The organism is Microbacterium sp. GbtcB4, from assembly GCF_019091465.1.
Classification (GTDB): Bacteria; Actinomycetota; Actinomycetes; order Actinomycetales; family Microbacteriaceae; genus Microbacterium; species Microbacterium paraoxydans.
In genome coordinates this window covers 1-22,991 of sequence record NZ_JAGXJJ010000005.1, presented here as the reverse complement: position 1 = coordinate 22,991, position 22,991 = coordinate 1, and the positions used below count along the sequence as shown (strand labels likewise).

General features: G+C 67.3%; 22 protein-coding genes. 6 read left to right on the top strand and 16 right to left on the bottom strand.

Annotated elements, in window-relative coordinates:
* Positions 1-38 precede the first annotated feature (38 nt).
* Both KVS71_RS09450 and manA read right to left on the bottom strand, forming a co-directional pair.
* Positions 39-356, bottom strand: a complete 318-nt coding sequence (locus tag KVS71_RS09450) for a WhiB family transcriptional regulator (protein ID WP_060921730.1) — start codon at positions 354-356, stop codon at positions 39-41.
* 161 nt (positions 357-517) lie between these two features.
* Positions 518-1,645, bottom strand: a complete 1,128-nt coding sequence (gene manA, locus KVS71_RS09445) for a mannose-6-phosphate isomerase, class I (RefSeq protein ID WP_217584416.1) — start codon at positions 1,643-1,645, stop codon at positions 518-520.
* Between the two features lie 68 nt (positions 1,646-1,713).
* On the opposite strand from manA, the gene KVS71_RS09440 reads away from it, so the two are divergent.
* Together KVS71_RS09440 and KVS71_RS09435 are read left to right on the top strand one after the other, a co-directional pair.
* A complete protein-coding gene (locus KVS71_RS09440) occupies positions 1,714-3,129 on the top strand; it encodes an O-antigen ligase (protein WP_217584415.1) in 1,416 nt (471 codons plus the stop codon).
* Positions 3,126-4,424 carry an O-antigen ligase gene (locus tag KVS71_RS09435; RefSeq protein ID WP_231919599.1) on the top strand — a complete coding sequence of 433 codons (1,299 nt, stop codon included), beginning with the start codon at positions 3,126-3,128 and terminating at the stop codon, positions 4,422-4,424. Before KVS71_RS09440 ends, KVS71_RS09435 begins: the two co-directional genes overlap by 4 nt.
* A gap of 10 nt (positions 4,425-4,434) precedes the next feature.
* Here the strand turns inward: KVS71_RS09435 and galE are convergent, their stop codons facing one another.
* The gene (gene galE, locus KVS71_RS09430) at positions 4,435-5,424 is read right to left on the bottom strand and encodes a UDP-glucose 4-epimerase GalE (RefSeq protein WP_254635633.1); all 990 of its coding nucleotides are present in this window, start codon (positions 5,422-5,424) and stop codon (positions 4,435-4,437) included.
* A gap of 146 nt (positions 5,425-5,570) precedes the next feature.
* Between galE and KVS71_RS09425 the strand changes: the two genes are divergently transcribed.
* The 3 genes from KVS71_RS09425 to KVS71_RS09415 are packed head-to-tail and all read left to right on the top strand — an operon-like array spanning position 5,571 to position 8,999.
* Complete coding sequence (locus KVS71_RS09425) at positions 5,571-7,481, top strand: glycosyltransferase (RefSeq protein ID WP_217584414.1); 1,911 nt, start codon at positions 5,571-5,573, stop codon at positions 7,479-7,481.
* Positions 7,478-8,440, top strand: a complete 963-nt coding sequence (locus KVS71_RS09420; RefSeq protein ID WP_217584413.1) for a glycosyltransferase — start codon at positions 7,478-7,480, stop codon at positions 8,438-8,440. Before KVS71_RS09425 ends, KVS71_RS09420 begins: the two co-directional genes overlap by 4 nt.
* 1 nt (position 8,441) lies before the next feature.
* Positions 8,442-8,999, top strand: a complete 558-nt coding sequence (locus KVS71_RS09415) for a hypothetical protein (protein WP_060921736.1) — start codon at positions 8,442-8,444, stop codon at positions 8,997-8,999.
* A gap of 25 nt (positions 9,000-9,024) precedes the next feature.
* Here KVS71_RS09415 and KVS71_RS09410 read toward each other — a convergent pair whose 3' ends face one another.
* The 6 genes from KVS71_RS09410 to KVS71_RS09385 all read right to left on the bottom strand — a co-directional run bounded on the left by KVS71_RS09410 (position 9,025) and on the right by KVS71_RS09385 (position 13,492).
* The gene (locus KVS71_RS09410; protein ID WP_060921737.1) at positions 9,025-9,759 is read right to left on the bottom strand and encodes an ABC transporter ATP-binding protein; all 735 of its coding nucleotides are present in this window, start codon (positions 9,757-9,759) and stop codon (positions 9,025-9,027) included.
* Positions 9,759-10,577 (bottom strand): ABC transporter permease, encoded by an 819-nt coding sequence (locus KVS71_RS09405; protein ID WP_060921738.1) that lies wholly within the window; start codon positions 10,575-10,577, stop codon positions 9,759-9,761. The genes KVS71_RS09410 and KVS71_RS09405 overlap by 1 nt, the downstream gene beginning before the upstream one ends.
* A gap of 10 nt (positions 10,578-10,587) precedes the next feature.
* The gene (glf, locus tag KVS71_RS09400) at positions 10,588-11,724 is read right to left on the bottom strand and encodes a UDP-galactopyranose mutase (RefSeq protein WP_060921751.1); all 1,137 of its coding nucleotides are present in this window, start codon (positions 11,722-11,724) and stop codon (positions 10,588-10,590) included.
* Positions 11,725-11,885: 161 nt separating this feature from the next.
* The gene (locus KVS71_RS09395) at positions 11,886-12,239 is read right to left on the bottom strand and encodes a DUF2304 domain-containing protein (protein ID WP_217584412.1); all 354 of its coding nucleotides are present in this window, start codon (positions 12,237-12,239) and stop codon (positions 11,886-11,888) included.
* Positions 12,240-12,245: 6 nt separating this feature from the next.
* Positions 12,246-12,935, bottom strand: coding sequence for a glycosyltransferase family 2 protein (locus KVS71_RS09390; RefSeq protein ID WP_217584411.1), 690 nt, complete (start codon positions 12,933-12,935; stop codon positions 12,246-12,248).
* 41 nt (positions 12,936-12,976) lie between these two features.
* Positions 12,977-13,492: a DapH/DapD/GlmU-related protein gene (locus tag KVS71_RS09385; protein WP_368874653.1), complete on the bottom strand. Its 516-nt coding sequence runs from the start codon at positions 13,490-13,492 to the stop codon at positions 12,977-12,979.
* Between the two features lie 228 nt (positions 13,493-13,720).
* Here KVS71_RS09385 and KVS71_RS09380 point away from each other — a divergent pair, with 228 nt between their 5' ends.
* Complete coding sequence (locus KVS71_RS09380; protein ID WP_217584410.1) at positions 13,721-14,929, top strand: hypothetical protein; 1,209 nt, start codon at positions 13,721-13,723, stop codon at positions 14,927-14,929.
* Positions 14,930-14,975: 46 nt separating this feature from the next.
* Here KVS71_RS09380 and KVS71_RS09375 read toward each other — a convergent pair whose 3' ends face one another.
* The 7 genes from KVS71_RS09375 to KVS71_RS09345 form a co-directional block, all read right to left on the bottom strand.
* Complete coding sequence (locus KVS71_RS09375) at positions 14,976-15,992, bottom strand: glycosyltransferase family 4 protein (RefSeq protein WP_254635642.1); 1,017 nt, start codon at positions 15,990-15,992, stop codon at positions 14,976-14,978.
* A gap of 90 nt (positions 15,993-16,082) precedes the next feature.
* Complete coding sequence (locus KVS71_RS09370) at positions 16,083-17,195, bottom strand: glycosyltransferase (RefSeq protein ID WP_217584408.1); 1,113 nt, start codon at positions 17,193-17,195, stop codon at positions 16,083-16,085.
* The gene (locus KVS71_RS09365) at positions 17,183-18,292 is read right to left on the bottom strand and encodes a glycosyltransferase (protein ID WP_217584407.1); all 1,110 of its coding nucleotides are present in this window, start codon (positions 18,290-18,292) and stop codon (positions 17,183-17,185) included. Before KVS71_RS09365 ends, KVS71_RS09370 begins: the two co-directional genes overlap by 13 nt.
* An 11-nt stretch (positions 18,293-18,303) precedes the next feature.
* Positions 18,304-20,100, bottom strand: a complete 1,797-nt coding sequence (locus KVS71_RS09360) for an ABC transporter ATP-binding protein (protein ID WP_217584406.1) — start codon at positions 20,098-20,100, stop codon at positions 18,304-18,306.
* Entirely contained in the window at positions 20,100-21,269 is a 1,170-nt protein-coding gene (locus KVS71_RS20435; protein WP_217584405.1) for a glycosyltransferase family 4 protein, read from the bottom strand. The genes KVS71_RS09360 and KVS71_RS20435 overlap by 1 nt, the downstream gene beginning before the upstream one ends.
* A 97-nt stretch (positions 21,270-21,366) precedes the next feature.
* Positions 21,367-22,524 (bottom strand): non-hydrolyzing UDP-N-acetylglucosamine 2-epimerase, encoded by a 1,158-nt coding sequence (gene wecB / locus KVS71_RS09350; protein WP_217584404.1) that lies wholly within the window; start codon positions 22,522-22,524, stop codon positions 21,367-21,369.
* Positions 22,521-22,991, bottom strand: a 471-nt coding sequence (locus KVS71_RS09345) for a UDP binding domain-containing protein (RefSeq protein ID WP_302676849.1), incomplete at its 5' end; no start/stop codon positions are given. The genes KVS71_RS09345 and wecB, both read right to left, overlap by 4 nt.

Sequence of the window (22,991 nt, the reverse complement as noted above, 5' to 3'; positions counted from 1 at the left end):
CTCCCGGCGCGCCCGGGAAGCCGCGCCGCGAAGTCGGGTCAGCTGGCGCGACGCTTGAGCTTGCGCCGCTCGCGCTCGGAGAGACCGCCCCAGATGCCGAAGCGCTCGTCGTTGGCCAGCGCGTACTCGAGGCACTCGCCACGGACGTCGCACGCCGTGCAGATGCGCTTGGCGTCCCGCGTCGAGCCGCCCTTCTCCGGGAAGAACGCCTCGGGGTCGGTCTGCGAGCAGAGCGCATCGCTCTGCCAGGCGAGGGCGTTGTCGTCGTCCTGGTCGGACCGACGGACCCCGGGGACACCGAGGTTGACTGGATCGACGAACCAGTTCTCCGGCACATCGGAACGGTAACCCGTCATCTCGACCTCCAACCCTTCAGAAACCGCCCCCCTGGCGGGCCGTGCTCACCTAATTACACCCGTGTCATTCGCTCGGGTCAAGTCGCGGATCGTAAACCCTCAAGCGATTCTTGAAGGTTCTTGGACGTTCCTCGGCGTGTCGCGGCCCCGGGGACGACGGCTCAGCGGCCGGGGGTCGCGACGAAGACCTCACCCGCACCGGAGAGCGTGAGGGAGCGCTCGTCGGCGTCGGCGAACGCCGCCGTGCCGACCGGGACGGCGGTCTCCGCGCCGGACTCCGCGGTCACGTGGACGGAGCCGGCCGTGGCCAGCACCATGGTCGGGCCGGAGACGTCCAGGGTGACCGCCGCGCCATCGATCCGGACCCGTCGGAGGGCGAAGTCGGGCACGGGAACCGGGTACGTCGTCACGGCTTCGTCGCCCGTCTGCCGCAGCACCGGGACCTCGCCGGGGGTGGTGTCCAGCACGGCGAGCAGCTCGGGGACATCGATGCGCTTGGGGGTCAGACCACCGCGGAGCACGTTGTCGCTCGCCGCCATAATCTCCACGCCGAGGCCGGAGAGGTATGCGTGCAGCAGTCCGGCCCGCAGGAAGACGCCTTCGCCGCGGCGCAGCACCACGTGGTTCATGAGCAGGGCGACGACCGCCCCCGGGTCGCCCGGCGAGGTCTCGGCGATCGCGGCCACGGCCCGCAGAGCCGGCTCCTCCTCCCCCGCCTCCCCGGCGGCGGCGCCGACGACGGCGGAGATGATCTCGTCGACGTGGCCCTGCGCCTGCCCTCCGAGCAGCCAGCCGATCGCGTCCCCGAGCGGGTCGCCCTCGCCCGAGAGCCGCTCCCGCAGGGCCCGCACGCCTGGGGCGTCGTCGAGGGAGCCGAGAATTCGCAGGGTGTCCGCGACCGGACGCAGGCCGCTGAGCGACTCGAAGCGGTCGCTCAGGGCGACGATGAGCTCCGGCTTGTGGTTGGCGTCGCGGTAGTTCCGCCGCGGGTCGTCCAGCGGCAGGGCGCTCTCCCGCGCCCAGCCCTCCTCCGCCTGCTCCCTGGTCGGGTGCACCTGGATCGACAAGGGCCGCGCAGCGGCGAGGAGCTTCAGCAGGTACGGCAGCGAGCCCCCGGTCACCTCGTCCAGCGTTCCGCCGTCCGCGAGGTCGGCGGGATCGCCGGGGTGATCGCCGAACCACACCTCGGCCTCCGGCGCGCCCGTCGGGGTGCGGCCTTCGAGCTCGGCGAGGAGGGAGGACGATCCCCAGGCGTAGTCGCGGGGCACGTTGGTGAGGCTGCGCAGCATGCCCCCAGCGTAGAGCCCGGCGCCACGGACAGGTCGGATCCGGGCCCGTCGAGGTAGCCTGAGTCGCGATGGCCCAGTACACCAAGCACCCGGTGGCAGCCCCGCCCACCGCGCCAGAGCGCGAGTCCACGGGGCATCTCCTGCTGCGCGGATACGTCATCGCCGTCCTGTTTGTGGCCTTCGCGCATTCGGCGGTGTACAACCTCGTCGGCGAGATCGGGGCGGCGATCGTGCTCGCCCTCTTCAGCGCAGCCACCCTCGCGATCGGCGTCCCGATGCTCGCCAGGAAGCGCCCGCAGTCGTTCCGCTGGCGTCGGCTGCCGTGGGCGGCCATCGGCTACACGGCACTCGCCCTCCTCTCGGTCGCCTGGTCGCAGTGGCGCGTCCCCACCGTCGCCACGGGTGTGCTCCTGGCGGCCGTCACGGTGAACGGTCTGTTCATCGCACACGTGCTGACCTGGCACGAGATCGTGCGCGCCCTGTCGTCGGCCTTCAAATGGATCCTCGGCCTCTCCCTCGCCCTCGAGCTGTGGGTGTCGCTGGTTCTCCATGGTCCCCTGCTGCCGAACTTCGCGGACATCCCCGACGGGAAGATCGACCCCCAGTGGTACTGGGTCCGCGACAACCTCTTCGACGGCGGACGCATCCAGGGCATCCTGGGCAACGCGAACCTGCTCGGCATCGTGTCGCTGTTCGCGCTGATCACCTTCGGCGTGCTCTTCGCCGCTCGAGCCCGCTGGCGGACCACGCTCGCGCTGTGGATGCTCCTCGCGGCATACTTCCTCGTCCGCACCGCGTCGGCGACCGCGCTCGTGTGCGCCGCCGCGGCCGCCGTGGTCCTCGTCGTCGCCCTGCTGATGCGTCGAGCGGGCTCGCCGACCGCACGCACCCGGATCTACGTCGTCGCGATCGGCTCCACGGTCCTCGGCGGTCTCGCCGTGTGGCTGCTGCGCGAGCCCCTGCTCGGCCTCCTCGGCCGCAGCGCCGACCTCACCGGCCGCTCCGACAAGATCTGGGCGGCGGTGCTCGAACGGGTCGGCGAGCACCCCGTCATCGGCAACGGCTTCTCCAGCCCGTGGGTGCCCACGGACCCGGCTTTCGACGGCTGGATCGTCGACCATGGGATCACCGTGTTCCACGCCCACAACATGTGGCTGGACGTGCTGCTGCAGCTCGGCATCGTCGGCCTCGTGCTGATGGCCGTGGCCTACGCCAGCCTCCTGTGGCGCTCCTGGTTCTTCGCCGTCGACCGCCCCCGGTGGGACCTCGACGCGCGGCGCCCCTACTCCCCGCTCACGCTGCTGCCCAGCCTGTTCACCATCGTGCTGCTGGTGCAGGGGCTCACCGAGTCGACCCCCATCATGCTGTGGGGGTGGCTGCTCCTGGTGATGCTGTCGTTCAAGCTCAAGTCGGTGCCGCTGGTGGGCGTCGGCGAGCGGGATCTCGTCTTCGAACGCGGCGCGACGCCGCGGCGGGTGCCGTGACGGCGGCGCACCCGTTCGCCCGGCTCCTCGGCTCGGCGGAGATGGCGCGGGCGTTCACGCTGGCGGCACTGACCGCCGTGTTCGGCTCGTTCGCGATCGGACGGATGACGTCGGCCGTCACCCTCGCCACCATCATCACGGCCCTGTGCCTGCTCGGCGCCGCGATCCTCTGGGTGCGGAGAGAGGAGCTGTCCCCGCTGCGCATCGCGCCGTCCTCGCTGCTGGCCTTCCTCGCCTGGGCGCTCGTGAGCCTGGTGTGGACGACCGACCGCTCCGACACGATCCTGGGCTGGCTCTCGCTCTTCGGCTACGCATTCCTCGCGATCACCATCGGACACATCCGCGACACGCTGCAGACCGTCCGCGCGCTGGGCGACACCCTCCGCGTCCTGCTCGGCATCTCCCTCGGCGTGGAGATCCTCTCGGGCGTGCTCCTCGACCTCCCGTTCGCCTTCCTGGACATCCAGGGCAATCTCGCCTCCGGCGGCCCGGTCCAGGGGCTGTTCGGCAGCCGGAACATGCTCGGCTTCATCGCCGTGCTCGCCCTGATCACCTTCGTGATCGAGTGGCGCACCCAATCCGTGGATCCGCCTCTCGCGGTGGTCTCCGTCGCCCTCGCCGGCGGGCTGGCCTTCCTGTCGTCCTCGCCGACGGTGCTCGTGCTGGCCGTCGCCGTCGGAATCGTCACGGTCGCGCTCACCATCGTCCGCCATACCGCCCCGGCCCGTCGGAACCTCGTGCAATGGACGTTGGGCGTCCTGGTCGCCCTCGCACTCACCGTCGCGTTCGCCCTGCGTCACCAGATCATCGCGCTGCTCGACGCCGGATCCGACTTCTCCATGCGGGCCGAGCTGTGGAACATGATCCTCGACTTCGTGGCCGTCAAGCCCATCACCGGATGGGGGTGGTTCGGCGACTGGGCCCGAGGAGAGTATCCGTTCACGTTCATCAACTTCCAGCTCGACGACCGGCATCAGAGCGCACTGAACGCCTTCTTCGACGTGCTGCTGCAGCTCGGCGCGGCAGGGTTGGTGCTGTTCCTCCTGCTCGGCGGCATCGCGCTGATCCGCTCCTGGCTGGTCGCGAGCGTCCGCCGCTCCGTCGTCTACGCCTGGACGCCGATCACGCTCGTGACGCTCGCGGTGGACTCGATGTTCGAGAGCTTCACCCTCGTCGGCGCCGGGTGGTTCATGCTCGCCCTGTGCGCCCTGCGCGCCGGGCAGTCCCGCTCGTGGCGCGAGAACATCGACGCCGCGCATACCGGCGCCATCCCCACACTGCGCCCGCAGGAGTGACGGCGTGCCGTCAGCGGACGGTGGGGAGCTTCTGCGCCCAGGCGAGGGCGTCGCGGACGCCGTCCTCGACGGAGCGCTCCGCACGCCACCCCAGCACCTCGCGCGCCCGCTCCACGATCGCGAAGGCGCCGGCCTGGTCCCCGGGCCGGCGATCGGTCTCGACGACGGGCAGCGGGTCCCCGGTCACCCTCTCGAAGGCCCGTACCAGCTCGCGGACCGTGACACCGTCGCCGGTGCCCAGGTTGATCACCTGATACGGCTGCTCCGGCGTCGCGACATCGTCGAACCGGGTCACCGCCGCGACGTGCGCGAGCGCGAGGTCCCAGACGTGGATGTAGTCCCGCAGGCCCGATCCGTCGCGGGTCGCCCAGTCGGTGCCGGTGATCGTGAACGGCTCCCCCGCCGCCCGCGCCTGCATGATCTTGCCGAGCGCGTGCGACGGAGTCGGGTTCTGCAGCCCGGTCCGCAGCTGCGGGTCGGCGCCGATCGGGTTGAAGTAGCGGAGCGCGATGGCGCGGAAGTCGCCGGCCGCTGCGGCGTCGGCGAGGATCTGCTCGACCATCGCCTTGGTGGTCGCATAGGGGCTCGAGGGGGCGAGCCGCCCGCTCTCGTCGACCCCGTCCCCCGTCTCCCCCGCGTAGATCGAGGCGGAGGAGCTGAACACGATGCGCCCGATCCCGGCGTCCCGGAGGCGGCGGAGGAGCGTGATCGTCTTGCCGACGTTGCTGTCGTAGTAGCCGAGCGGATCGGCGACGGACTCGGGCACGACGATCCGGGCGGCGCAGTGCACGACGGCATCGATGTCGGGGTGGTCCGTCAGCAGCCGGTCGAGGACGGCGGCGTCGGCGATGTCGCCGACGTAGAGGTTGCGTCCCTCGCCGAAAGCCGCCAGCCCGGTGGACAGATCGTCGAGCACCACGACCTGGATCCCGGCCTCGATGCACGCCGTCGCCACGGTCGATCCGATGTAGCCGGCCCCGCCGGTGATCAGTACCTTCATCGCGGTCAGTCTAGCCAGCCACGCCGAGCGCAGGGGATCGGCTCTCCGCAGATCCGAAGGCGACCACCGGTAGGCTACTCACTGCTCGTCGAGTCCCGCGCTGCCCTCCGGCAGCGGCCGCGGCATCAACAACGGAGAACCTCCCTGTGGCCCACGTCCTTCAGAACGTCGTCTTCCCGCTCGATCGCGACCCCGATCTGCTCCCGCTGTACGCGGATCCGGAAACGTGGTCGGTGATCGAGGAGGAACCGGTCCGGGTCTCCAGCCGCGCGCATCTCGGCAACATCCTGGGACGGCACCGCGCCCGGATCGTCGCCGGTCGGCGCGTCTCCCTCGGCACCTACTTCAACGCGTTCCCCGCGTCGTACTGGCAGCACTGGACGAGCGTCCGCGAGGTGCAGCTCACCGTACGGACCACGGGGCCGGCGACCATCCTCGTCTACCGCTCCAACGGCGGCGGTGTGCGCCAGCGCGTGGCCACCCGTGAGGTGACCGGCGAGGCCACGACGTCGTTCGACCTCGACCTCACCCAGTACAGCGACGGCGGGTGGATCTGGTTCGACATCGTGGCCGACGAGAAGCCCGCCGTGCTCGAGGGCGCGGAGTGGACCACCGAGCAGGCTCCCACCCGCACCGGGAAGGCCTCTCTCGGCATCACGACATACAACAAGCCCGACTACTGCGTCGAGACCCTGAGGGCACTCGCCTCCTCTCCTGATGCGCTGGAGTTCGTCGACCGCATCTTCCTCGTCGACCAGGGCACGCAGCTCGTCGCTGACCAGGACGGTTACGCCGAGGTCGCCGAGCGTCTGGGCGAGACCCTGCAGGTCATCCGCCAGGGCAACCTCGGCGGATCGGGCGGCTTCGCCCGTGCGATGCACGAGTCCCTGCAGCGCCCCGAGAGCGACTTCGTGCAGCTGCTGGACGACGACGTCCGCATCGAGCCGGAGTCGCTGCGGCGCTCCATCGTCTTCGGTCAGTTCGCCACCACGCCCGTGCTCGTCGGCGGACACATGTTCGACCTCCTCGACCGCCCCAAGCTGCACGGCTGGGCGGAGGTCGTCGACGAGGGCCCCTTCATGTGGCGCAACCTCTACCAGGAGAAGATGCCGCACGACTTCGGTGTCGCCAACCTGCGCCAGTCGCCGCTGCTGCACATGCGGATGGACGCCGACTACAACGGGTGGTGGATGTGCCTCATCCCCCTCGACGCGGTCCGCAAGGTGGGACTCTCCCTCCCTGCGTTCATCAAGTGGGACGACGCGGAGTTCTGCCTCCGCGCCGGCGAGGCGGGCTTCCCGACCGTATCGATGCCCGGTGTGGCGCTCTGGCACGTCTCCTGGGTGAACAAGGACGACTCGATCGACTGGCAGGCCTACTTCCACGCCCGCAACCGGATCGTCGCCGGGCTCCTGCATTCCGGAGCACCGCGAGGCGGCCGCCTCATCGTGCACAGCCGCCGCGTGGACCTGAAGCACCTCATGATGATGCAGTACTACCCGGTGGCGCTGCGCAACCGGGCTCTGCGCGACGTGCTCTCCGGACCCGGCCACATGCGCCGCAACCTGGCCACGGCGATGCCGGCCGCGCGCGCCCTTGCCGCCGAGTACCCGGAGACGGTGATCCATCGCGACCCTGCCCGGGTGCTGCATTCCCGCCACGGCCGCCAGGTCTACAAGCGGCTGCCGAAGAACGAGTTCGACAGCCCGACCGGCTTGCGACTGCGGATCTTCACGCTGAAGACACTGCTCTCGCACTGGGTGCACCGGCCCGACCCGGCGAACGTCGCTCAGCCGGAGGTGGAGTTCGGGAAGGGCGACGCGCACTGGTGGCGCCTCCCGCTGTATGACAGCGCTCTCGTGAGCGCCGCCGACGGCTCAGGGAAGAACATCTACACGCGCGACCGCGCCAAGTACCGCCGCATGCTGCGCGAGTCCGTGCGTCTGCACGCCGAGCTGCGACGACGGTGGCCGGAGCTCCAGCGCCAGTACCGCGCCGCTCTGCCGGACCTGGTCTCCGCCGAATCCTGGCAGCAGGTCTTCGAGGAGAAGGCATGACCACCGACGCCCCTGCCTTCGATCCCTCCTCCGCCGCGATCGTCATCGTCACGTACAACCGCTCGCATCTGCTGACCGGCCTGCTCACCAGCATCACCGCGATGGACCCGAAGCCGGGCCACGTGATCGTGATCGACAACGCCTCCTCGGACGATACGACCGACGTCGTCGAGTCCTTCCGCGACGACATCGGCACCGACCTCGTCTATCGCCGTCTCGACGTCAACACCGGCGGCTCCGGCGGTTTCAGCGAGGGCATGCGCACGGCGTACGATCTCGGCGCCCAGTGGATCTGGATGATGGACGACGACGTCGAGGTGCTCCCGGACGGTCTCGCCCGGATGGGCGCCTGGGCGCCGCGATTCAAGAGCATCCAGGGACGGCGCTACGACTACGACGGCAGCGAGTTCTACTGGCAGTACCGCATCGCGGAGCGCATGGGCATCCCGATCCCGTTCGCCCCGGCAGGCTTCGACTCCTCCGGCTACAAGGAGATGAACAGCGGCTGCTTCGAGGGGATGTTCATCCACCGCTCGATCGTGCAGCAGATCGGCCTCCCCGACCCGCGCTTCTTCATCTACTGGGACGACCAGATGTACGGGTGGCTGGCCTCTCGCCTGACCACGGCGGTCATCGTCGATGAGTTCGTGCTCCGCCGCACGCGCGAGATCCGGCAGTGGGACATGGGCATCCGCCACATGAACGCCTCGAGCAATGCCTACCGCTACTACATCATGCGCAACCGTGCCTTCATCAAGCAGTACTACCGCGTGCACGGCGTCTACAACCCCGTGCTGTTCGGCCTCGGGACGACCGCGACGTTCTTCAAGGAGCTGATCCGGCTGGTCTTCGTCGAGCGCACCGTCCGCGGCACGAGCAACCTGTTCCGCGGGCTCAGGGACGGTGGCCGCATCGGTCGCGATCGCACCTGGGAGCCGATGAGCGCTCTGGAGGCCTGACATGGACGAGCCCCAGCCCGAGGTGCGGTGGGCCCCGCTTCCCCCGGCGCCCCAGCGCACCGGTCGGGTGTGGCTGATCGTCGGGCTGAGCGTCGCCGCGCTGGCCGTCGTCGCGCTGGTCCTGTTCTTCGCCGTCTTCCGCGGTGGGATGCCGGGCCCAGAGGGGTCCGGGACACCGCCTGTCGGCTCATCGGAGACTCCCCCGGACGGGGCGACGCCGATGACGTCCGCACCGCCGGTCGATGACCCGACGCTCGAGGTCTTCCGGGACAAGGTGTCCGGTTGGTTGAGCGCCGTCGAGCCCGGCCTCGACATCGTCACGGGTGCGAGCACCGAGGACGCCATCCCGGTCGTCGACTCGCTGATCGACGACGCACAGCGCCTGGGCGACGCCCTGCCGCCGTCGTCCATCCAGGACTCCTGGCGCTCCGGCGTGGAGACCTACGCGCAGCAGCTCACGGCGCTGCGCTCGGCGGTCGAGGACGGCTCCGGTGTGTCAGCGGCCATCGACAGCGCGCGCGCTGCCGCGGCAGACCTGCGCGATCTCGTCGGCCTCTGACACCCCGCCGGGTCGGCGCGTCGTCTCAGACGGAGTAGTCCGCGTTGTAGCGGTCCAGGACATCCGTGATCGGGGCGTCCAGAGCGAGCGTGCCCCGGTCCAGATAAAGCCCTCTTGTGCAGAACCGGCGCAGGTCGCGCTCGTTGTGACTGACGAAGAACAGCGTGCGGCCGTCCGAGAGCAGTTCGTCGATGCGCTTGTAGCACTTCTCCCTGAAGGCCTTGTCGCCGACCGCGAGGACCTCGTCGACGAGCAGGATGGGCTCGTCGAGCTGGGAGACGACGGAGAACGCCAGACGCACCTTCATTCCGTTGGAGAGGTGCTTGTACGGCGTCTCCTCGAACCCGGCGAGCTCGGCGAACGCGATGATGTCGTCGTATCGGCGGGCGACCTCGTCCTTCGACATGCCGTGCAGTCCTGCCGTCAGCCGGACGTTCTCCCTGACCGTCAGATCGCCGACGAAACCACCGGTGATCTCGATGAGCGGGGCGACCCCGCCGTTGACGCTGACAGAGCCCTCATCGGGCAGCAGCACGCCAGCCACAAGGCGGAGCAGCGTCGACTTGCCCTGACCGTTCCGCCCGACCACGCCGATCGATTCGCCCGGTTGCACGGTGAACGAGACGTCGCGGAGCGCCCAGAACTCTCCGGGACGCGAGCGACGGGACGCTCCGGCGAACAGGTCCTTGAAGCTGCGCTGTCCGCGACGGTTGCGGCGGAAGCGCACACCGAGGCCCTGCACGTCGATCGCGGCGTCCATCACAGCTCCTTCAACACGGGGCGCTCGAGACGCCGGAACGCCCAGACGCCGAGCGCGAGGATGAGCAGGCACATCACGGCGCTGACCGTGAGCGTGAACGGGTTCCACTGGTCCGGGAAGAACGGCATGCGATACAGCATGAAGATCCCGGCGAGCGGATTGAAGGCGCCGAGCGTCTGGAAGACACCGGGCAGGTCCGTGACGTTGTAGATGATCGGGGTGGCGTAGAACATCGCCCGGAGGATGAGCGCCGTGGTGCGCTCGAGGTCCGTGTAGAGCACGCACAGCGGCGCGACCAGCAGGCCGAGGCCGACGAGCAGCACCGTCTGCATGAGGATCGCCACCGGCACCCAGAGCACGCCCCAGCCGATCTGCACCACCTGGTCGGGATGGCTCTCGAACAGGAGGTTGACCACGATGAACAGCACCAGCACCGGCAGTGAGAACAGGAACTCCATGCCCTTGCTGAGCACGATGCGGTTCACCCAGATGGAGCGCGGGATGGATGTCGAGCGGACGAGACGGGCGTCCTTCTTGAACGCCCGCGTGAAGTCCGACACGGAGCTGTTGAACCACACCCACGGCAGCAGCGCGCTGATGAGGAAGATGATGTACGGCTGCTCCCCCACGTCGCGACGGAACACCTGGGTGAACACGAACCAGTAGATCGCGCTCATCACCAGCGGGTCGAGAACAGACCACACGTAGCCGAGGAAGCTCGTCGCGTACCGGACCTTGAGGTCACGGGCCGACAGCAGCCACAGCGAATGCAGATAGCGCCGGGGCGTCCCGGGCGCCCCGACAGCAGCGTGACTCACGATTCCGAGTCTAGGAGAGAGTGTTGTTCCAGAGCGACAGCGCCGACCCGATGGCCATGTGCATGTCGAGGTACTGGTACGTGCCTAGGCGACCGCCGAAGTGGACGTCCTTCTCCCCCTTCGCGAGCTCGCGGTAGGCCAACAGGCCCTCGCGGTCGGCCGGGGTGTTCACCGGGTAGTAGGGCTCGTCGGTGCGCTCGGCGAAGCGGGAGAACTCCCGCATGATGACGGTCTTGTCGGACTCGTAGACGTCCTTGCGCTCCGGGTGGAAGTGCTTGAACTCGTGGATGCGCGTGTACGGCACGTCCATGTCCGGGTAGTTCATGACGCTCGTGCCCTGGAAGTCGCGGACGTCGAGCACCTCCTGCTCGAAGTCGAGCGTACGCCAGCTCAGCGCGCCCTCGGCATAGTCGAAGTAGCGGTCGACGGGGCCGGTGTAGACCACCGGGACCTGCCCGACGGTGGCCCTCTTGTTCAGCGCCTGGGACTCGTCGAAGTAGTCGACGTCCAGCTTCACCTCGATGTTGGGGTGGTCGGCCATGCGCTCGAGCCACGCGGTGTAGCCGTCGGTGGGCAGCCCCTCCCACGTGTCGTTGAAGTAGCGGTTGTCGTACGTGTAGCGCACCGGGAGCCGGCTGATGATGTCGCCGGAGAGCTTCTGCGGGTCGGTCTGCCACTGCTTCGCGGTGTAGTCGCGGAAGAACGCCTCGAACAGCGGGCGCCCGACAAGCGCGATGCCCTTCTCCTCGAAGTTCGTCGCGGACTTCGCATCGAACTCGCCCGCCTGCTCCTTGACGAGCGCACGGGCCTGATCCGGCGTGTACGCGGCCTGGAAGAACTGGTTGATCGTCCCGAGGTTCACCGGCATCGGGAACACGACGCCCTTGTGGGTCGTGTACACACGGTGCACGTAGTTCGTGAATGAGGTGAAGCGGTTGACGTACTCCCACACCGTCGCGTTCGACGTGTGGAACAGGTGCGCGCCGTAGCGATGCACCTCGATCCCGGTCTCGGGTTCCGCCTCGCTGTAGGCGTTGCCGCCGATGTGCGAGCGGCGGTCGATGACGGTCACCTTGCGGCCCGCTTCCGCGGCGCGCTCGGCGATGGTGAGGCCGAAGAAACCCGACCCGACGACGAGAAGATCCATGTTCCCCATCGTATCGGCGTCTGGCTGTGAGCCTCGGCCAGACGCGGTTCTCCTCCGGTGACACCGACTTCCGCCGACGGTCTTGGAGGGGCAGGTGTCGAAATCCGCTCGCTACCGCGCCAAAGCTCCCTCAGACAGGGCCTCGGGTGCGTGGACTGACCTCAGCGTTGATGTTCGGTGGGATACAACGGGTCCTGGAGCGCGATCTGACGGGCCAACTCGGTGATCTGCACGTCGTGCTCGCGCCGCCGACGAGCTGCAGCGAGCGAGTTGCCGACGAAGACGACCAGGAGGCCGTACAGCACGAGGTCCGTCCCCCTGCCGACCCCCACGCTGGCTGCCAGCACGCTGAGAATCTGCGGGAAGGCGATGGTCACGACGGCCGCGACGAGGAGCAGCAACAGGGCGAGGGTTCTCAGGGCCTGCCCCCTGGCCGACCCACTGGGCCGGAGGAGGACGAAGGCGAAGATAAGGAAGGCTCCGATGAGAAGCGCTTTGATCACGAACTGGTCCATGGGTCCCTACTTGATGAACAGCTCACTGAGGATGTTGACGGAGTTCCACAGCGACTGGCCCTTCGCCCGCGAATAGTCGGTGTAGACGATCTGCACAGGTTGCTCGTCGTACCGCAAACCTGTTCGACCGACCTGTGCGATGATCTCGCTCGCATGAGCCATCCGGTTTTGCGTGATGGTGATGCGGGACGCCGCAGTACGGCTAAGCGCACGGAGTCCGTTGTGCGCGTCGGTGAGCTTCACCCCCGTCGAAAGCCGTTCGAAGAAGACGGCTGTGCGCAGAACGACCCGCTTGAGCCACGCCATCTCCGTCCGCGTGTCCAGGAAGCGCGAGCCGATGATGATGTCGAGCGGCTCGGACCGCAGCCTCTCTACCATCCGGATCGCATCATCGACTCTATGCTGGCCGTCGGCGTCGAACGTGACGAAGTACTCCGCACCGGGCTGCGACATAGCGAACTGCAGTCCCGTCTGCAGAGCCGCGCCCTGTCCCAGATTTATCGGGTGTCGGACGACGACGGCGCCGCCAGCGAGCGCGCGGGTCGCAGAGCCGTCCGTGCTGCCGTCGTCGACGCATACGATGTTCGGGAAACTCTCGCGCGCAGAACGGACGACGTCTTCGATCACCTCGGCTTCGTTGTACAGCGCGACCACGAGCCAGGTGTCGTCGAGGGATTGGGGGGTTTGAGTACTCATCTCGGTCCCCGATCCTACCGTCTCGTCGCCGGACGGCCCCGTCAGGAGTACCGTCGCTTCGCGTCGAGGGACCTGTAGTGCTCGGCGTCTCGATGGCTGAAGACTCGGGCCGGATGGCCGCCCGCGATCGCCAACTCCGGAATGTCGGACACGACGACGCTTCCCGCCTGGATGATCGCACCGTCTCCGATCGTGACGCCGCCCAGAACGATGACCCGTGCGCCAAACCAGACGTTCCGGCCGATCTTCACCGGCCGCTGCACCACCGTCGCGTCGTACGGCAATGCGTCGCCCTCGTAATTGTGCATGTCGCTCATGATGATGCACTCAGGTCCGGAGTGGAAGTTGTCTCCGATCTCCACGCGGCCGCTGCCGCGAACGGACATCCCGTTGAAGTGCACGTTGTCGCCGAGGTGCGTGTGCGGTGAGAAACTGCTCCGGGCGTTCACTCGCACGTTCGTCCCAGGGTCGGCGATCCAGCGCGTCGCCTTCCATGTCCAGTACCGTGTGCGCACCAGCCGTTGCAATCGCCGCCAGCGGCGTACCAGCTCTCCCACGCGAATCCCTGCTCCCTGCTCTCAGCGCGGCCACGAGGGGACTCGATGGAGCCTGCGACTCGCACAATGCTTGAGTGAGAGCCTATCGTCCATCGCCTCGGCAAGAACGAGGCATGGCACTCATCGCGGCTAAAGTCGTTCGTGTAAGGCGCGGCGGACGGGAGAATTGTGCACGCGACGGACCCGGCAACCATTCGCTGGTGCCTGCTACCGAAACTCGACCTCGCGGTGACCTGGCCCGCCGGATCACGTCGTGCGCCGCTGGCGGCAGGTGTCGCGCGGCCCTGGCAACGGCTGAAGCTGACCCGGCACGGCCGGCACCTGGTCGTGTCGACGACACACAACCAGGCGCGAACCCTCGCACCGGTGTTCGCCGACCAGCCCGGAACCGCTGTGCGGCTGGAGTCCTATCGCGCCTGGGGATCGAGCGCGCTCCGCTCACGGCGAGCCACGCGCGCAGTCACCGAGTGGGGCGTGCGCGTCCTGGAAGGGATCGGCCGAGAGGACGCGATCAGGTCGTGGCGCAATCAGGTCGCACTGACGTCATATCGTCTCGCCTCGTACTTCGCAGCCGACCTTTCCGGCTTCGACTCCCTCGTCGTCGCCACGCAGCATGAGCCATCAGTGCGCAGTCTGATCGTCGCGGCCCAGAGCCAGGGGGTGCCCGTCGTCTACGTCCCGCACGCACCCGCCGGCGACAATCCTCAGTACAGCGATCTGCCGACGGCTTTCGCGACGCTGCGGGGGCCAGCCGAGGCCGACCACTACGTCTCCCAGTACGGTGTCCCCCGGTCCGCACTCGACGTGGTCGGGAACCCCTCCACTCAGATCCTCGAGCGTGGCCTGCCGCCGCTCGCTCGCGATCATCCGGGAATCCTCGCCCTCTCCCCGAACCCGCCTGCCATGATCCGTCGCATCATCGACCGCGTCGCCGAGGCCGGCGTCGCGCCCCTCGTCGTCGCCCCTCATCCCCGCTCAGAGCGTACGTCTCTGTCGCAGATGCTTCCGTCAGGGTGGACCCTCAGCGCCAGGCCGACAGTCGAGCTCCTGAGGGATGGGGCTCCTTTCATGATCCAGCATGCGAGCGGAGTGGCATGGGAGGCGTCGGCACTCGGGATTCCGACCGCGAAGCTGCGGCTTCCCGGGGAACAGTCGCACTATCCGTTCCTCGCGGACGATCATGTGTACCCGCCTCTGGATGATGCGGAGGATGTCCGACGCTTCATCGACGACGCACCGGGAATGGACCGTCTCGAGCTTCGCGATTACGCGCTCAGCTGGTGCGAAGTCGATGGCGACGCTGCCGTGAACCGCCTCCGCGAGCTGCTCGCGTCCATTGCGTCCGGTGAGCGCAAGCCGTCGAGCGACCGCATCCTCGACGGCTGGCTCGAACCGGGCGGCGTGTCGCTGCGTGCCTCGTGGCTGCCTCCCGCGTGAACGTCACGACGAGGACGCGGCTCTTTCCGCGAGGCTCGCGCGACTCTCAGCCCAGTCGTCGATAGATCTCGAGGTACGAGCGACGACGCTCCGCCGGTGAGAATCTCTGCCTGGCGTACTCAAAGATCTGCACCGGAGCCCAACGGTCGTCGTTCCGCATCAGTTCAACGACGGCGTCGGCGAGCGAAGGCCCGGAGCGATCCTCGACGACCCGCGACGCCGAGTCCGGGAGGAAAGTCACGTGTCCTCCTGTGCCGGTCGCCACGACGCAGAGACCGTGCCCCAGCGCTTCCGCGTAGGCGATGCCGAAGGTCTCGTACTCCGTCGCCATCAGGAACAGATGTGCATTGGCGAGAACATCATCCAGAGCTTCCGGCGAGACGTGGCCGAGGAGGCGCATGTGCTCGCTGACCCCCAGTTCTTCCGCCCGCGCGGCGACCGCGTCCCGCAATGGTCCGACGCCCGCCCAATCGAAACGGGCATCGACGCCGCGGGAACGAAGATCCGCGAGAGCGTCCACGGCCTCGATCGGGCCCTTCCACGGAACCAGGCCGCCCACCGCCACCAGACGCAGCGGCGAACCCGAACCCGCTTCCCAGCGCTCAGCGATGTGATCGGGCGAAGCCAGCCGAACGAAGTTCTCGATGACCGGCACCGGCTCCTTGCGAATGCCTTCGATGACCTCGGAGAGGCGCTGGCCCACCGCGACGACCTCATCGGGACGTCGTAGGCCACCCCTCAGCACCGCATGACCGAGCCTTCCGCGCAGCGACGTTGGCAGGCTCAACAGACCTGACCAGTGCTCGGTGTGGATCCAGGGCGTGGGCAGGGAGGCGAGCTGCATCGGAAGCAGTGCGGGGAAGGCCATCGTGTGCACCACGTCGGCCTCCGTTGCCAACCGCCGCAGTGTCCGCAGCGCTCGAGGGATCGTCCAGGGGCGGGTGTAGTGATACGGGATACGCACGACATGGATGCCGGGAGCCGCGTCCCATTCGCCGGGCTCACCCCCCAGCGAGGGGTCGTGGAGGTGGAGGACCGTCACTTCATGGTCGAGCGCGAGCATCTCCACGTCGCGAAGGTTGAAGAGCCCGAGGCCCGGTCGGACTTCACTGGGAAACCAGGGGGTGACGGCCAACACTCTCACGTGTCGATCCTAAGCGAGAGCCGTGGTGAGGTCGTCGGCGACCTGGCGTGCGCGAGCCTCCCACGAGTGGGAGTCCCTCAACTCCCGCACCCGCTCCTGCATCGCCCGCAACTGCTCCGGATCAGCATTCAGACGATCCAGCAGCTCCGCCAAGGCCTCCGCCCGATACGGCACCGCCCAACCGATCCCCTGCTCCGTCACGAAGTCACCGACCAAAGTCCCCTCGGTCGCCACGACCGGCTTACCCCGCCCCACGTACTCGAACAGCTTGAACGGCAACACGAAATCGCGATACGCGACGGGCTCCATGAACAGCACCCCGAGATGCGCATCCGCATACAACTCGTCCAACTGCTTCCCCGACCGATGCACGACCTGCGACTCAGGACCCTTCACCGCCGCGTAACCAGCCTCGACGTCCCGCCACTCCGACTCGCGCGTGCACACCACCAGCCGCGCATCCGAGGCCAGACCCACACCCCGGAAAGCCTCATGCATACGGTAATAGGCATCACCCATACCGCCCACGTACAACAACGACAACGGACCGGAACCGGGCGAACCGACCTCCACCCGCTCCGCCCCCGGAGGCAACGTCCGCACCTGACCCCGGTTCGCCACCGGCAGATGATCCGCCATCCTCACCGACTGCAGATACAACACATCCACCGCCGAACGATAACCCCGCAGATCCGCACGATAGAGGGTCTTCGTCGCCGCTGAGAGAAGTCGTCCGACGTTCTCCACATATTCGGGGAAGCGCCAGTAGACGTCACGGTAATAGAGCCCGACCTTCATTCCATGCCGGCGACACCACCGCAGAAAGCGCTCGTCCATGAATGGTCGAATCGGAAGGTGATGCGGGTCCGTCAGCGCAGACGGCATCGTGGAGGACTCGCTGTACACGAACGCCGGTCGCTCGCCCGCGCGAATCCTGCGCTTGACCTCCGACATCCGGCGGCGACGCTCACGCGAGCGCCCCGAGACCAACAACACCTCGAACCCGAGGGCTTCGAAGGCCCGTTTCATTCGCACGGGGCGGATGCCGCTCGCGCTCGTGGCATCAGGGTTCAAGGGGTACGGCACGTGGAAGATCATCGACGAGGGCATCAGCGGGTCCATCCGTTCGCCCCCACCTCGGAGGGAGTGAGGTCGTCGGCGACCTGGCGTGCGCGAGCCTCCCACGAGTGGGAGTCCCTCAACTCCCGCACCCGCTCCTGCATCGCCCGCAACTGCTCCGGATCAGCATTCAGACGATCCAGCAGCTCCGCCAAGGCCTCCGCCCGATACGGCACCGCCCAACCGATCCCCTGCTCCGTCACGAAGTCACCGACCAAAGTCCCCTCGGTCGCCACGACCGGCTTACCCCGCCCCACGTACTCGAACAGCTTGAACGGCAACACGAAATCGCGATACGCGACGGGCTCCATGAACAGCACCCCGAGATGCGCATCCGCATACAACTCGTCCAACTGCTTCCCCGACCGATGCACGACCTGCGACTCAGGACCCTTCACCGCCGCGTAACCAGCCTCGACGTCCCGCCACTCCGACTCGCGCGTGCACACCACCAGCCGCGCATCCGAGGCCAGACCCACACCCCGGAAAGCCTCATGCATACGGTAATAGGCATCACCCATACCGCCCACGTACAACAACGACAACGGACCGGAACCGGGCGAACCGACCTCCACCCGCTCCGCCCCCGGAGGCAACGTCCGCACCTGACCCCGGTTCGCCACCGGCAGATGATCCGCCATCCTCACCGACTGCAGATACAACACATCCACCGCCGAACGATAACCCCGCAGATCCGCACGATAACGCGTGAGCAGCAGGGACCTGTACCATCGCGGCATCCTGCTCCCGAACTGGGGGAAGCGCCAGTAGACGTCGCGGTAGTACAACCCCACCCCGATCCCAGCTCTACGACAGAAGCGCAGAAACCCGATGTCCCGGGTGACACTGGTCGCCGGGGTGATCTTCTCGCCGAGCCCGGTGGGCTGGGTGGAAGCCTCCGAGTACACGAAATCAATCCGCTTCCCGTCCTGAATCAGGCGCTTCAGCTCTGTGATGCGTCGACGCCTCTGGGGGTGTTTCCCGGATACCTCCAGTACTTCATAGCCGAGAGCTTCGAAAGCCCACCGCATCCGCATCGGCCGGATCCCGCTCGCGCTCGTGGCATCAGGGTTCAAGGGATACGGGACGTGGAAGATCATCGCCCGACGCGTCATCGATCGCCCCGTTCGAGGAGGCCCGCGAGAGCGGCCTGATGAGCGAAGTCAGGAACCTGCTCCACCACTTCCTCGAAGGTGCCGAGACCGCGGATGCCGCCGTCGCTGAGATAGCAGATGCGATCGTAGTCGCGGACCGTCGCGAGTCTATGAGCGACGCTGATGAATGTGACGTCGCCCTGCAGCTCGCGCATCGCCTCGACGATGCGCCGCTCCGTTGCCGTGTCGAGCGAGCTGGTGGCCTCGTCCATCACCATCACCAGCGGATCCGCGTAGAGCGCGCGAGCGATTCCGAGACGCTGCTGCTGCCCCCCCGAGAGCGAGAATCCGCGCTCTCCGATTAGCTCGTGTATCCCTGCGCCCCTGGTCACCAGCTCTGCGAGCTGAGCCTGCTCCAGCGAGCGGGTCACCTTCTCCTCGTCGAAATCGTTCCCCCAGGTGAGCGCGACGTTCTGCGCCACCGAGGCGTCGAAGAGAGCTACCCGCTGTGGAACGTATCCCACATGTGCCCTCCACTGGTTCAACACATGAGAGAGCGGCTGCCCGTCGATGTGGAGCTCGCCAGAAGACGGCTGGCTAAGGCCGAGCAAAACATCGATGAGGGTCGACTTGCCCGCACCGGAAGGACCCACGATCGCCAGTGTGGATCCGAAGGGGATCGCGAGATTGAGATGCTCCAGCACGTTCTTGCCGGTGCCAGGGTAGCTGAAGGAGACGTCGCGAAGCTCGAGCACCCGCGGTGCAGCCTTCAGAGTCTCCGAGTCGATGGAGGCGGTCTCTCTGGACCGGTCCGCACCAGACTCACGGGTCAGTTCGCTGATCACATCGCGTGCGTGCACCTCGTTGATGGAGGCCGTCGTGAATGAGCTCTGGAGCGTCGTGATCGCGGGGATCATCCGAAAGCCCGTGGCAGCGAACATGGCAACCGCCACCACCGCGTTCTCGGCGCCGCCGGCGAGGAAAGCGGTCCCGCCCACGATGAGGAAGCCGCCGATCAAGGCTGCCTCGAATGCGTACTTCGGGACGATCGACAAGAAGGACGCGTTCGCGCGCGCCCGAGTCGCGTTGCGGCGGTAGTCCGTGACGACGCCACCGATCTCATCGAGTTTGTTCCGGAGAGTGACCTCCTTCAGCGCTTCAACCATCTCTGTGATCAGGGTGGCGACGCGGAAAACGTAGCGGCGAAGCACCAGCCCTGCTTCGCGCGCGCGCCGGGTGATCACGAAGAGCATGAACAGAGAGAAACCGAGGAGATAGACGAATGCGACCGCCGCCGTCAGCGGTTGTGCCACCACGAGCACGCCGAGGACGGAGATGAAGGTGAGCAGGTTCACGGGGACCTGGGACAGCGGAAGGATGAATCCCGTGTTCGTGCTCGCCATCGACCCGTCCACGATCCTCGTGACCTCGGCAGTGCTGTAGCGGGCTCGCGCCTCCCAGGAAGAACGCGTGTAGGAACGGAACAGCTCGTCGCCGACGGTGAGCTCGTAGGCAGCGAACCGCCGGGTCGCGACCCAGTGCAGGAGGATCGCCAGCCCGCTCTTGAGGAGGAACAGTATGCACACGATGCCGAAGATCCACGGCGCGGCGGCGGCGGGCAGCTCGCCGATCACCGGCAGCTTGATGGGCTCGCCACTGGCCAGCGGAGTCACCGAGAGCACGATCAATCCCAGCGCCAGCGTGTCGAGAAGCGCCAGCGCGCCGGTGACGATCGCGTAGCCGATGTAGAATCTCGTCGCGCCGTCGGGCAGGACCTTGAACAGATCGACGAGTGTTTTCCAGATGCTCTTCATCAGTCAGTCTTGCCCTCTCCCACCGCGATGACTGCGTCCGCTGCCTTGCGAGCGACGGACTGCAGGCTCACGTTCGATGACGCCCAGGCACCCAGCCCGTGACGTTCTGCTCCTGTGCGCGATCGCGACACGGCATGTCGGAAGGCCTCGGCGACCTCGTCGACGTCATATCTGCAGGCGACTCCGAGAGCGGCATGCGCGGCGTTATCGCGTATGAAGTCGTTCACCTGGCCTTCTCCCGCGAACACGACGGGCGTACCACAGGCCCATGATGCGTAGATCTTCGTGGGAAAGGCGACGCTGTAGCCGGCATCCGGCCGCAGCGAGGCCACACTCGCGACCGCGCCTCGCATCCATCGCGCAGCTTCCGCGGGAGGAAGCGAATCGAGGAAGAGCACGCGCTCGGGTTCCGCGAGCTCCGAGGCCTGCCGTCGCAGACTGTCCCAATCGCTCCCCTGACCGATGAAGACGAGCCGAAGGTCGGGCATCTCGCGTGCGATCTGCGCGAACGCCGCGATGAAGATACCCGCCCCTTGCCATTCCGACGCCGTCCCGGCGTAGATGAGGTATCTGCCCTCGTCGACCGCATCGCCGTGCGCGGAGAACGCGCGCGTGTCCGCACCGTTCCCCACGACGACCAGCCGTGCGCGCGGTGCGATCTGCGCTGCCCGCTCTGCCATCCGGTCGTTGACCGTGAGCACTCGCGCCGCCCCCTCGATCGCGGCCCTTTCGACGCTGCGCACGCCCCGGAGCACGAGCCCGGGGACATCCGTCGCTTCGGCGGCATCGGACCACAGATCCGCGGCGTAATACACGTACGGTGCACGTCGGATAGCGAGGGCGACCCGAACCGCGAAGCCCGTCGTCGGTGGCGGCTCGACCACATAAACGGACTGCCGCCGGCCGAAGAGTATGCGGAAGAACAGGGGGACGTCGAAGCTCAAGTACTGCAGGTACCCGCGGACATACCCGTTCTTGTCCCGCAGCACGGGGAACCTGCGGATTCGGTACTGTCGGGTCGCGTCGTCCGGATCTTGACGCGGGGAGACGACAGTCAGGACGCTGACTGTCGCCCCTTGATCGACAAGAGCTTCTGCAAGAGCCGCGAGCCGGAGGGACGCTGCCGCGGGCTCAGGCGCGAAGATGCGGCTGGCGATCGCTACACGCACTCGTCCTCACCGGGCCTCTCTATCGAACGGGAATTGATAAACTTCGCGCATCCGCTCCCGCCGAGCACAGCGGACGGACAGGGGACGCCTCGTCGTTCTAGAATTCTTCGATCTCGACGTCCTCGCCGAAGAGTCTCCGGATCGCGTCGATCGTCCGCGCCGCGGTCTGTCCGTCACCATAGGGGTTGACGGCGTTCGCCATCGCCGCGTACGAGTCGCTGTCGGTGAGCAACCGAGAGACCTCGTCGACGATCCGCTCCTCGTCGGTTCCGATCAACTTCACCGTGCCGGCGTCGACCGCTTCAGGACGCTCCGTGTTCTCTCGCAGGACGAGAACGGGTTTGCCCAGTGCCGGCGCCTCTTCCTGCACTCCCCCGGAATCCGTGAGGACGACCTCCGCGCGGCGGAGTACCCGGCTGAAGTCGCCGTACTCCAGCGGATCGAGCACGTGGACGTTGTCGAGTCCTTCGATCTCGGGGAGGACCCGCTCGCGCACCTTCGGGTTGCGGTGCAACGGCATGATGACGATCAGTGTCGGGTGGGCGCGGGCGATGCGTGCGATCGCCCGCCCGATGGCGGTCATCGCGTCGCCGAGATTCTCCCGACGATGCGTCGTCACGAGCAGCACCTTGTCGTCGTCCGCGAGCCGTGCGAGAAGGTCGGCCAGCTCCGGGTGCTGCACGGGAACGTCCGAGGCGGAAACGTGCAGGAGGGCGTCGACGACACTGTTCCCGGTGACGAGAACCGATGCCGGATCCACGCCCTCGCGGAGCAGGTTGTCCCTGCTCGTGCCCGTCGGCGCCAGGCTGAGGCTGGCCACCTGCGTGATGATCTTGCGGTTGACCTCTTCCGGGAACGGCGAGTAGATATTGCCCGTGCGAAGCCCGGCTTCCAGATGGACCACCGGCACCTGGGCGTAGAAGGCGGCAAGTGCGGCGAAGGCGGACGTGGTCGTGTCCCCCTGGACGAGCACCGCGTCCGGGCGCATCTCCTCGATGGCGGCTGCCACCCCGCTCAGTGTGCGTGAGGAGATGTCGACCAGGGTCTGGCCATGCTCGAAGATGTCGAGATCGATGTCCGGGACGATGCCGAACAGCGCATTGACCTGATCGAGCATCTCGCGGTGTTGTCCGGTGACCACGACCTGCGGCTGGATCCCCTCCGCCTCGCGAGCGGCGAGGATGACCGGAGCGACCTTGATCGCCTCGGGGCGCGTGCCGTAGATCACCATGAGCCTCTTCGCGGCTTCACTCATGGCGCGACACCCTTGCTCAGACCACGGGTGTCGATGACGGTCTTACCCGAATGCAGGCGAGGGGCGAACGCCGAGTACGCGTCATGGTCGACGAGAAGCACGACGACGTCGGCAGCGTCGAACTCCTTCTCCAGGTCCTCGACCAGCGTGAGATTCGAGTACTGCACGAGCGAAGTCGGCAGCTCTTCGATATGCGGCTCCGACACGGAGAAGTCGATCTCCGGCCGAGACTCGGCCAGCGCCCGTGTGATCTCCACGGCCGGCGACTCGCGCAAGTCGTCGACGTTGGCCTTGAACGCGAGCCCGAGGATGAGCACCTTCGGGTGGTCACTGGATTCGATCGCCTGGTGGATGCGGTCGAGCACCCACTTCGGCTTGGCATCGTTCACCCGACGTGCGGTTTCGATCAGCGCCGCGCCGCCGTTGGCAGCGCTGACGATGAACCAGGGGTCCACCGCGATGCAGTG

Coding starts and splice junctions, on each gene's coding strand:
- manA (WP_217584416.1), bottom strand. CDS start 1,645: ATGCTGCGCAGCCTCACCAACGTGCCCCGCGACTACGCCTGGGGATCG.
- wecB (WP_217584404.1), bottom strand. CDS start 22,524: ATGAGTGAAGCCGCGAAGAGGCTCATGGTGATCTACGGCACGCGCCCC.
- KVS71_RS09450 (WP_060921730.1), bottom strand. CDS start 356: ATGACGGGTTACCGTTCCGATGTGCCGGAGAACTGGTTCGTCGATCCA.
- KVS71_RS09420 (WP_217584413.1), top strand. CDS start 7,478: ATGACCACCGACGCCCCTGCCTTCGATCCCTCCTCCGCCGCGATCGTC.
- KVS71_RS09410 (WP_060921737.1), bottom strand. CDS start 9,759: ATGGACGCCGCGATCGACGTGCAGGGCCTCGGTGTGCGCTTCCGCCGC.
- KVS71_RS09360 (WP_217584406.1), bottom strand. CDS start 20,100: ATGAAGAGCATCTGGAAAACACTCGTCGATCTGTTCAAGGTCCTGCCC.
- KVS71_RS09370 (WP_217584408.1), bottom strand. CDS start 17,195: ATGGACCCGCTGATGCCCTCGTCGATGATCTTCCACGTGCCGTACCCC.
- KVS71_RS09440 (WP_217584415.1), top strand. CDS start 1,714: ATGGCCCAGTACACCAAGCACCCGGTGGCAGCCCCGCCCACCGCGCCA.
- KVS71_RS09395 (WP_217584412.1), bottom strand. CDS start 12,239: ATGGACCAGTTCGTGATCAAAGCGCTTCTCATCGGAGCCTTCCTTATC.
- KVS71_RS09365 (WP_217584407.1), bottom strand. CDS start 18,292: ATGATCTTCCACGTCCCGTATCCCTTGAACCCTGATGCCACGAGCGCG.
- KVS71_RS09375 (WP_254635642.1), bottom strand. CDS start 15,992: ATGCTCGCGCTCGACCATGAAGTGACGGTCCTCCACCTCCACGACCCC.
- glf (WP_060921751.1), bottom strand. CDS start 11,724: ATGGATCTTCTCGTCGTCGGGTCGGGTTTCTTCGGCCTCACCATCGCC.
- KVS71_RS09390 (WP_217584411.1), bottom strand. CDS start 12,935: ATGAGTACTCAAACCCCCCAATCCCTCGACGACACCTGGCTCGTGGTC.
- KVS71_RS09415 (WP_060921736.1), top strand. CDS start 8,442: ATGGACGAGCCCCAGCCCGAGGTGCGGTGGGCCCCGCTTCCCCCGGCG.
- galE (WP_254635633.1), bottom strand. CDS start 5,424: ATGAAGGTACTGATCACCGGCGGGGCCGGCTACATCGGATCGACCGTG.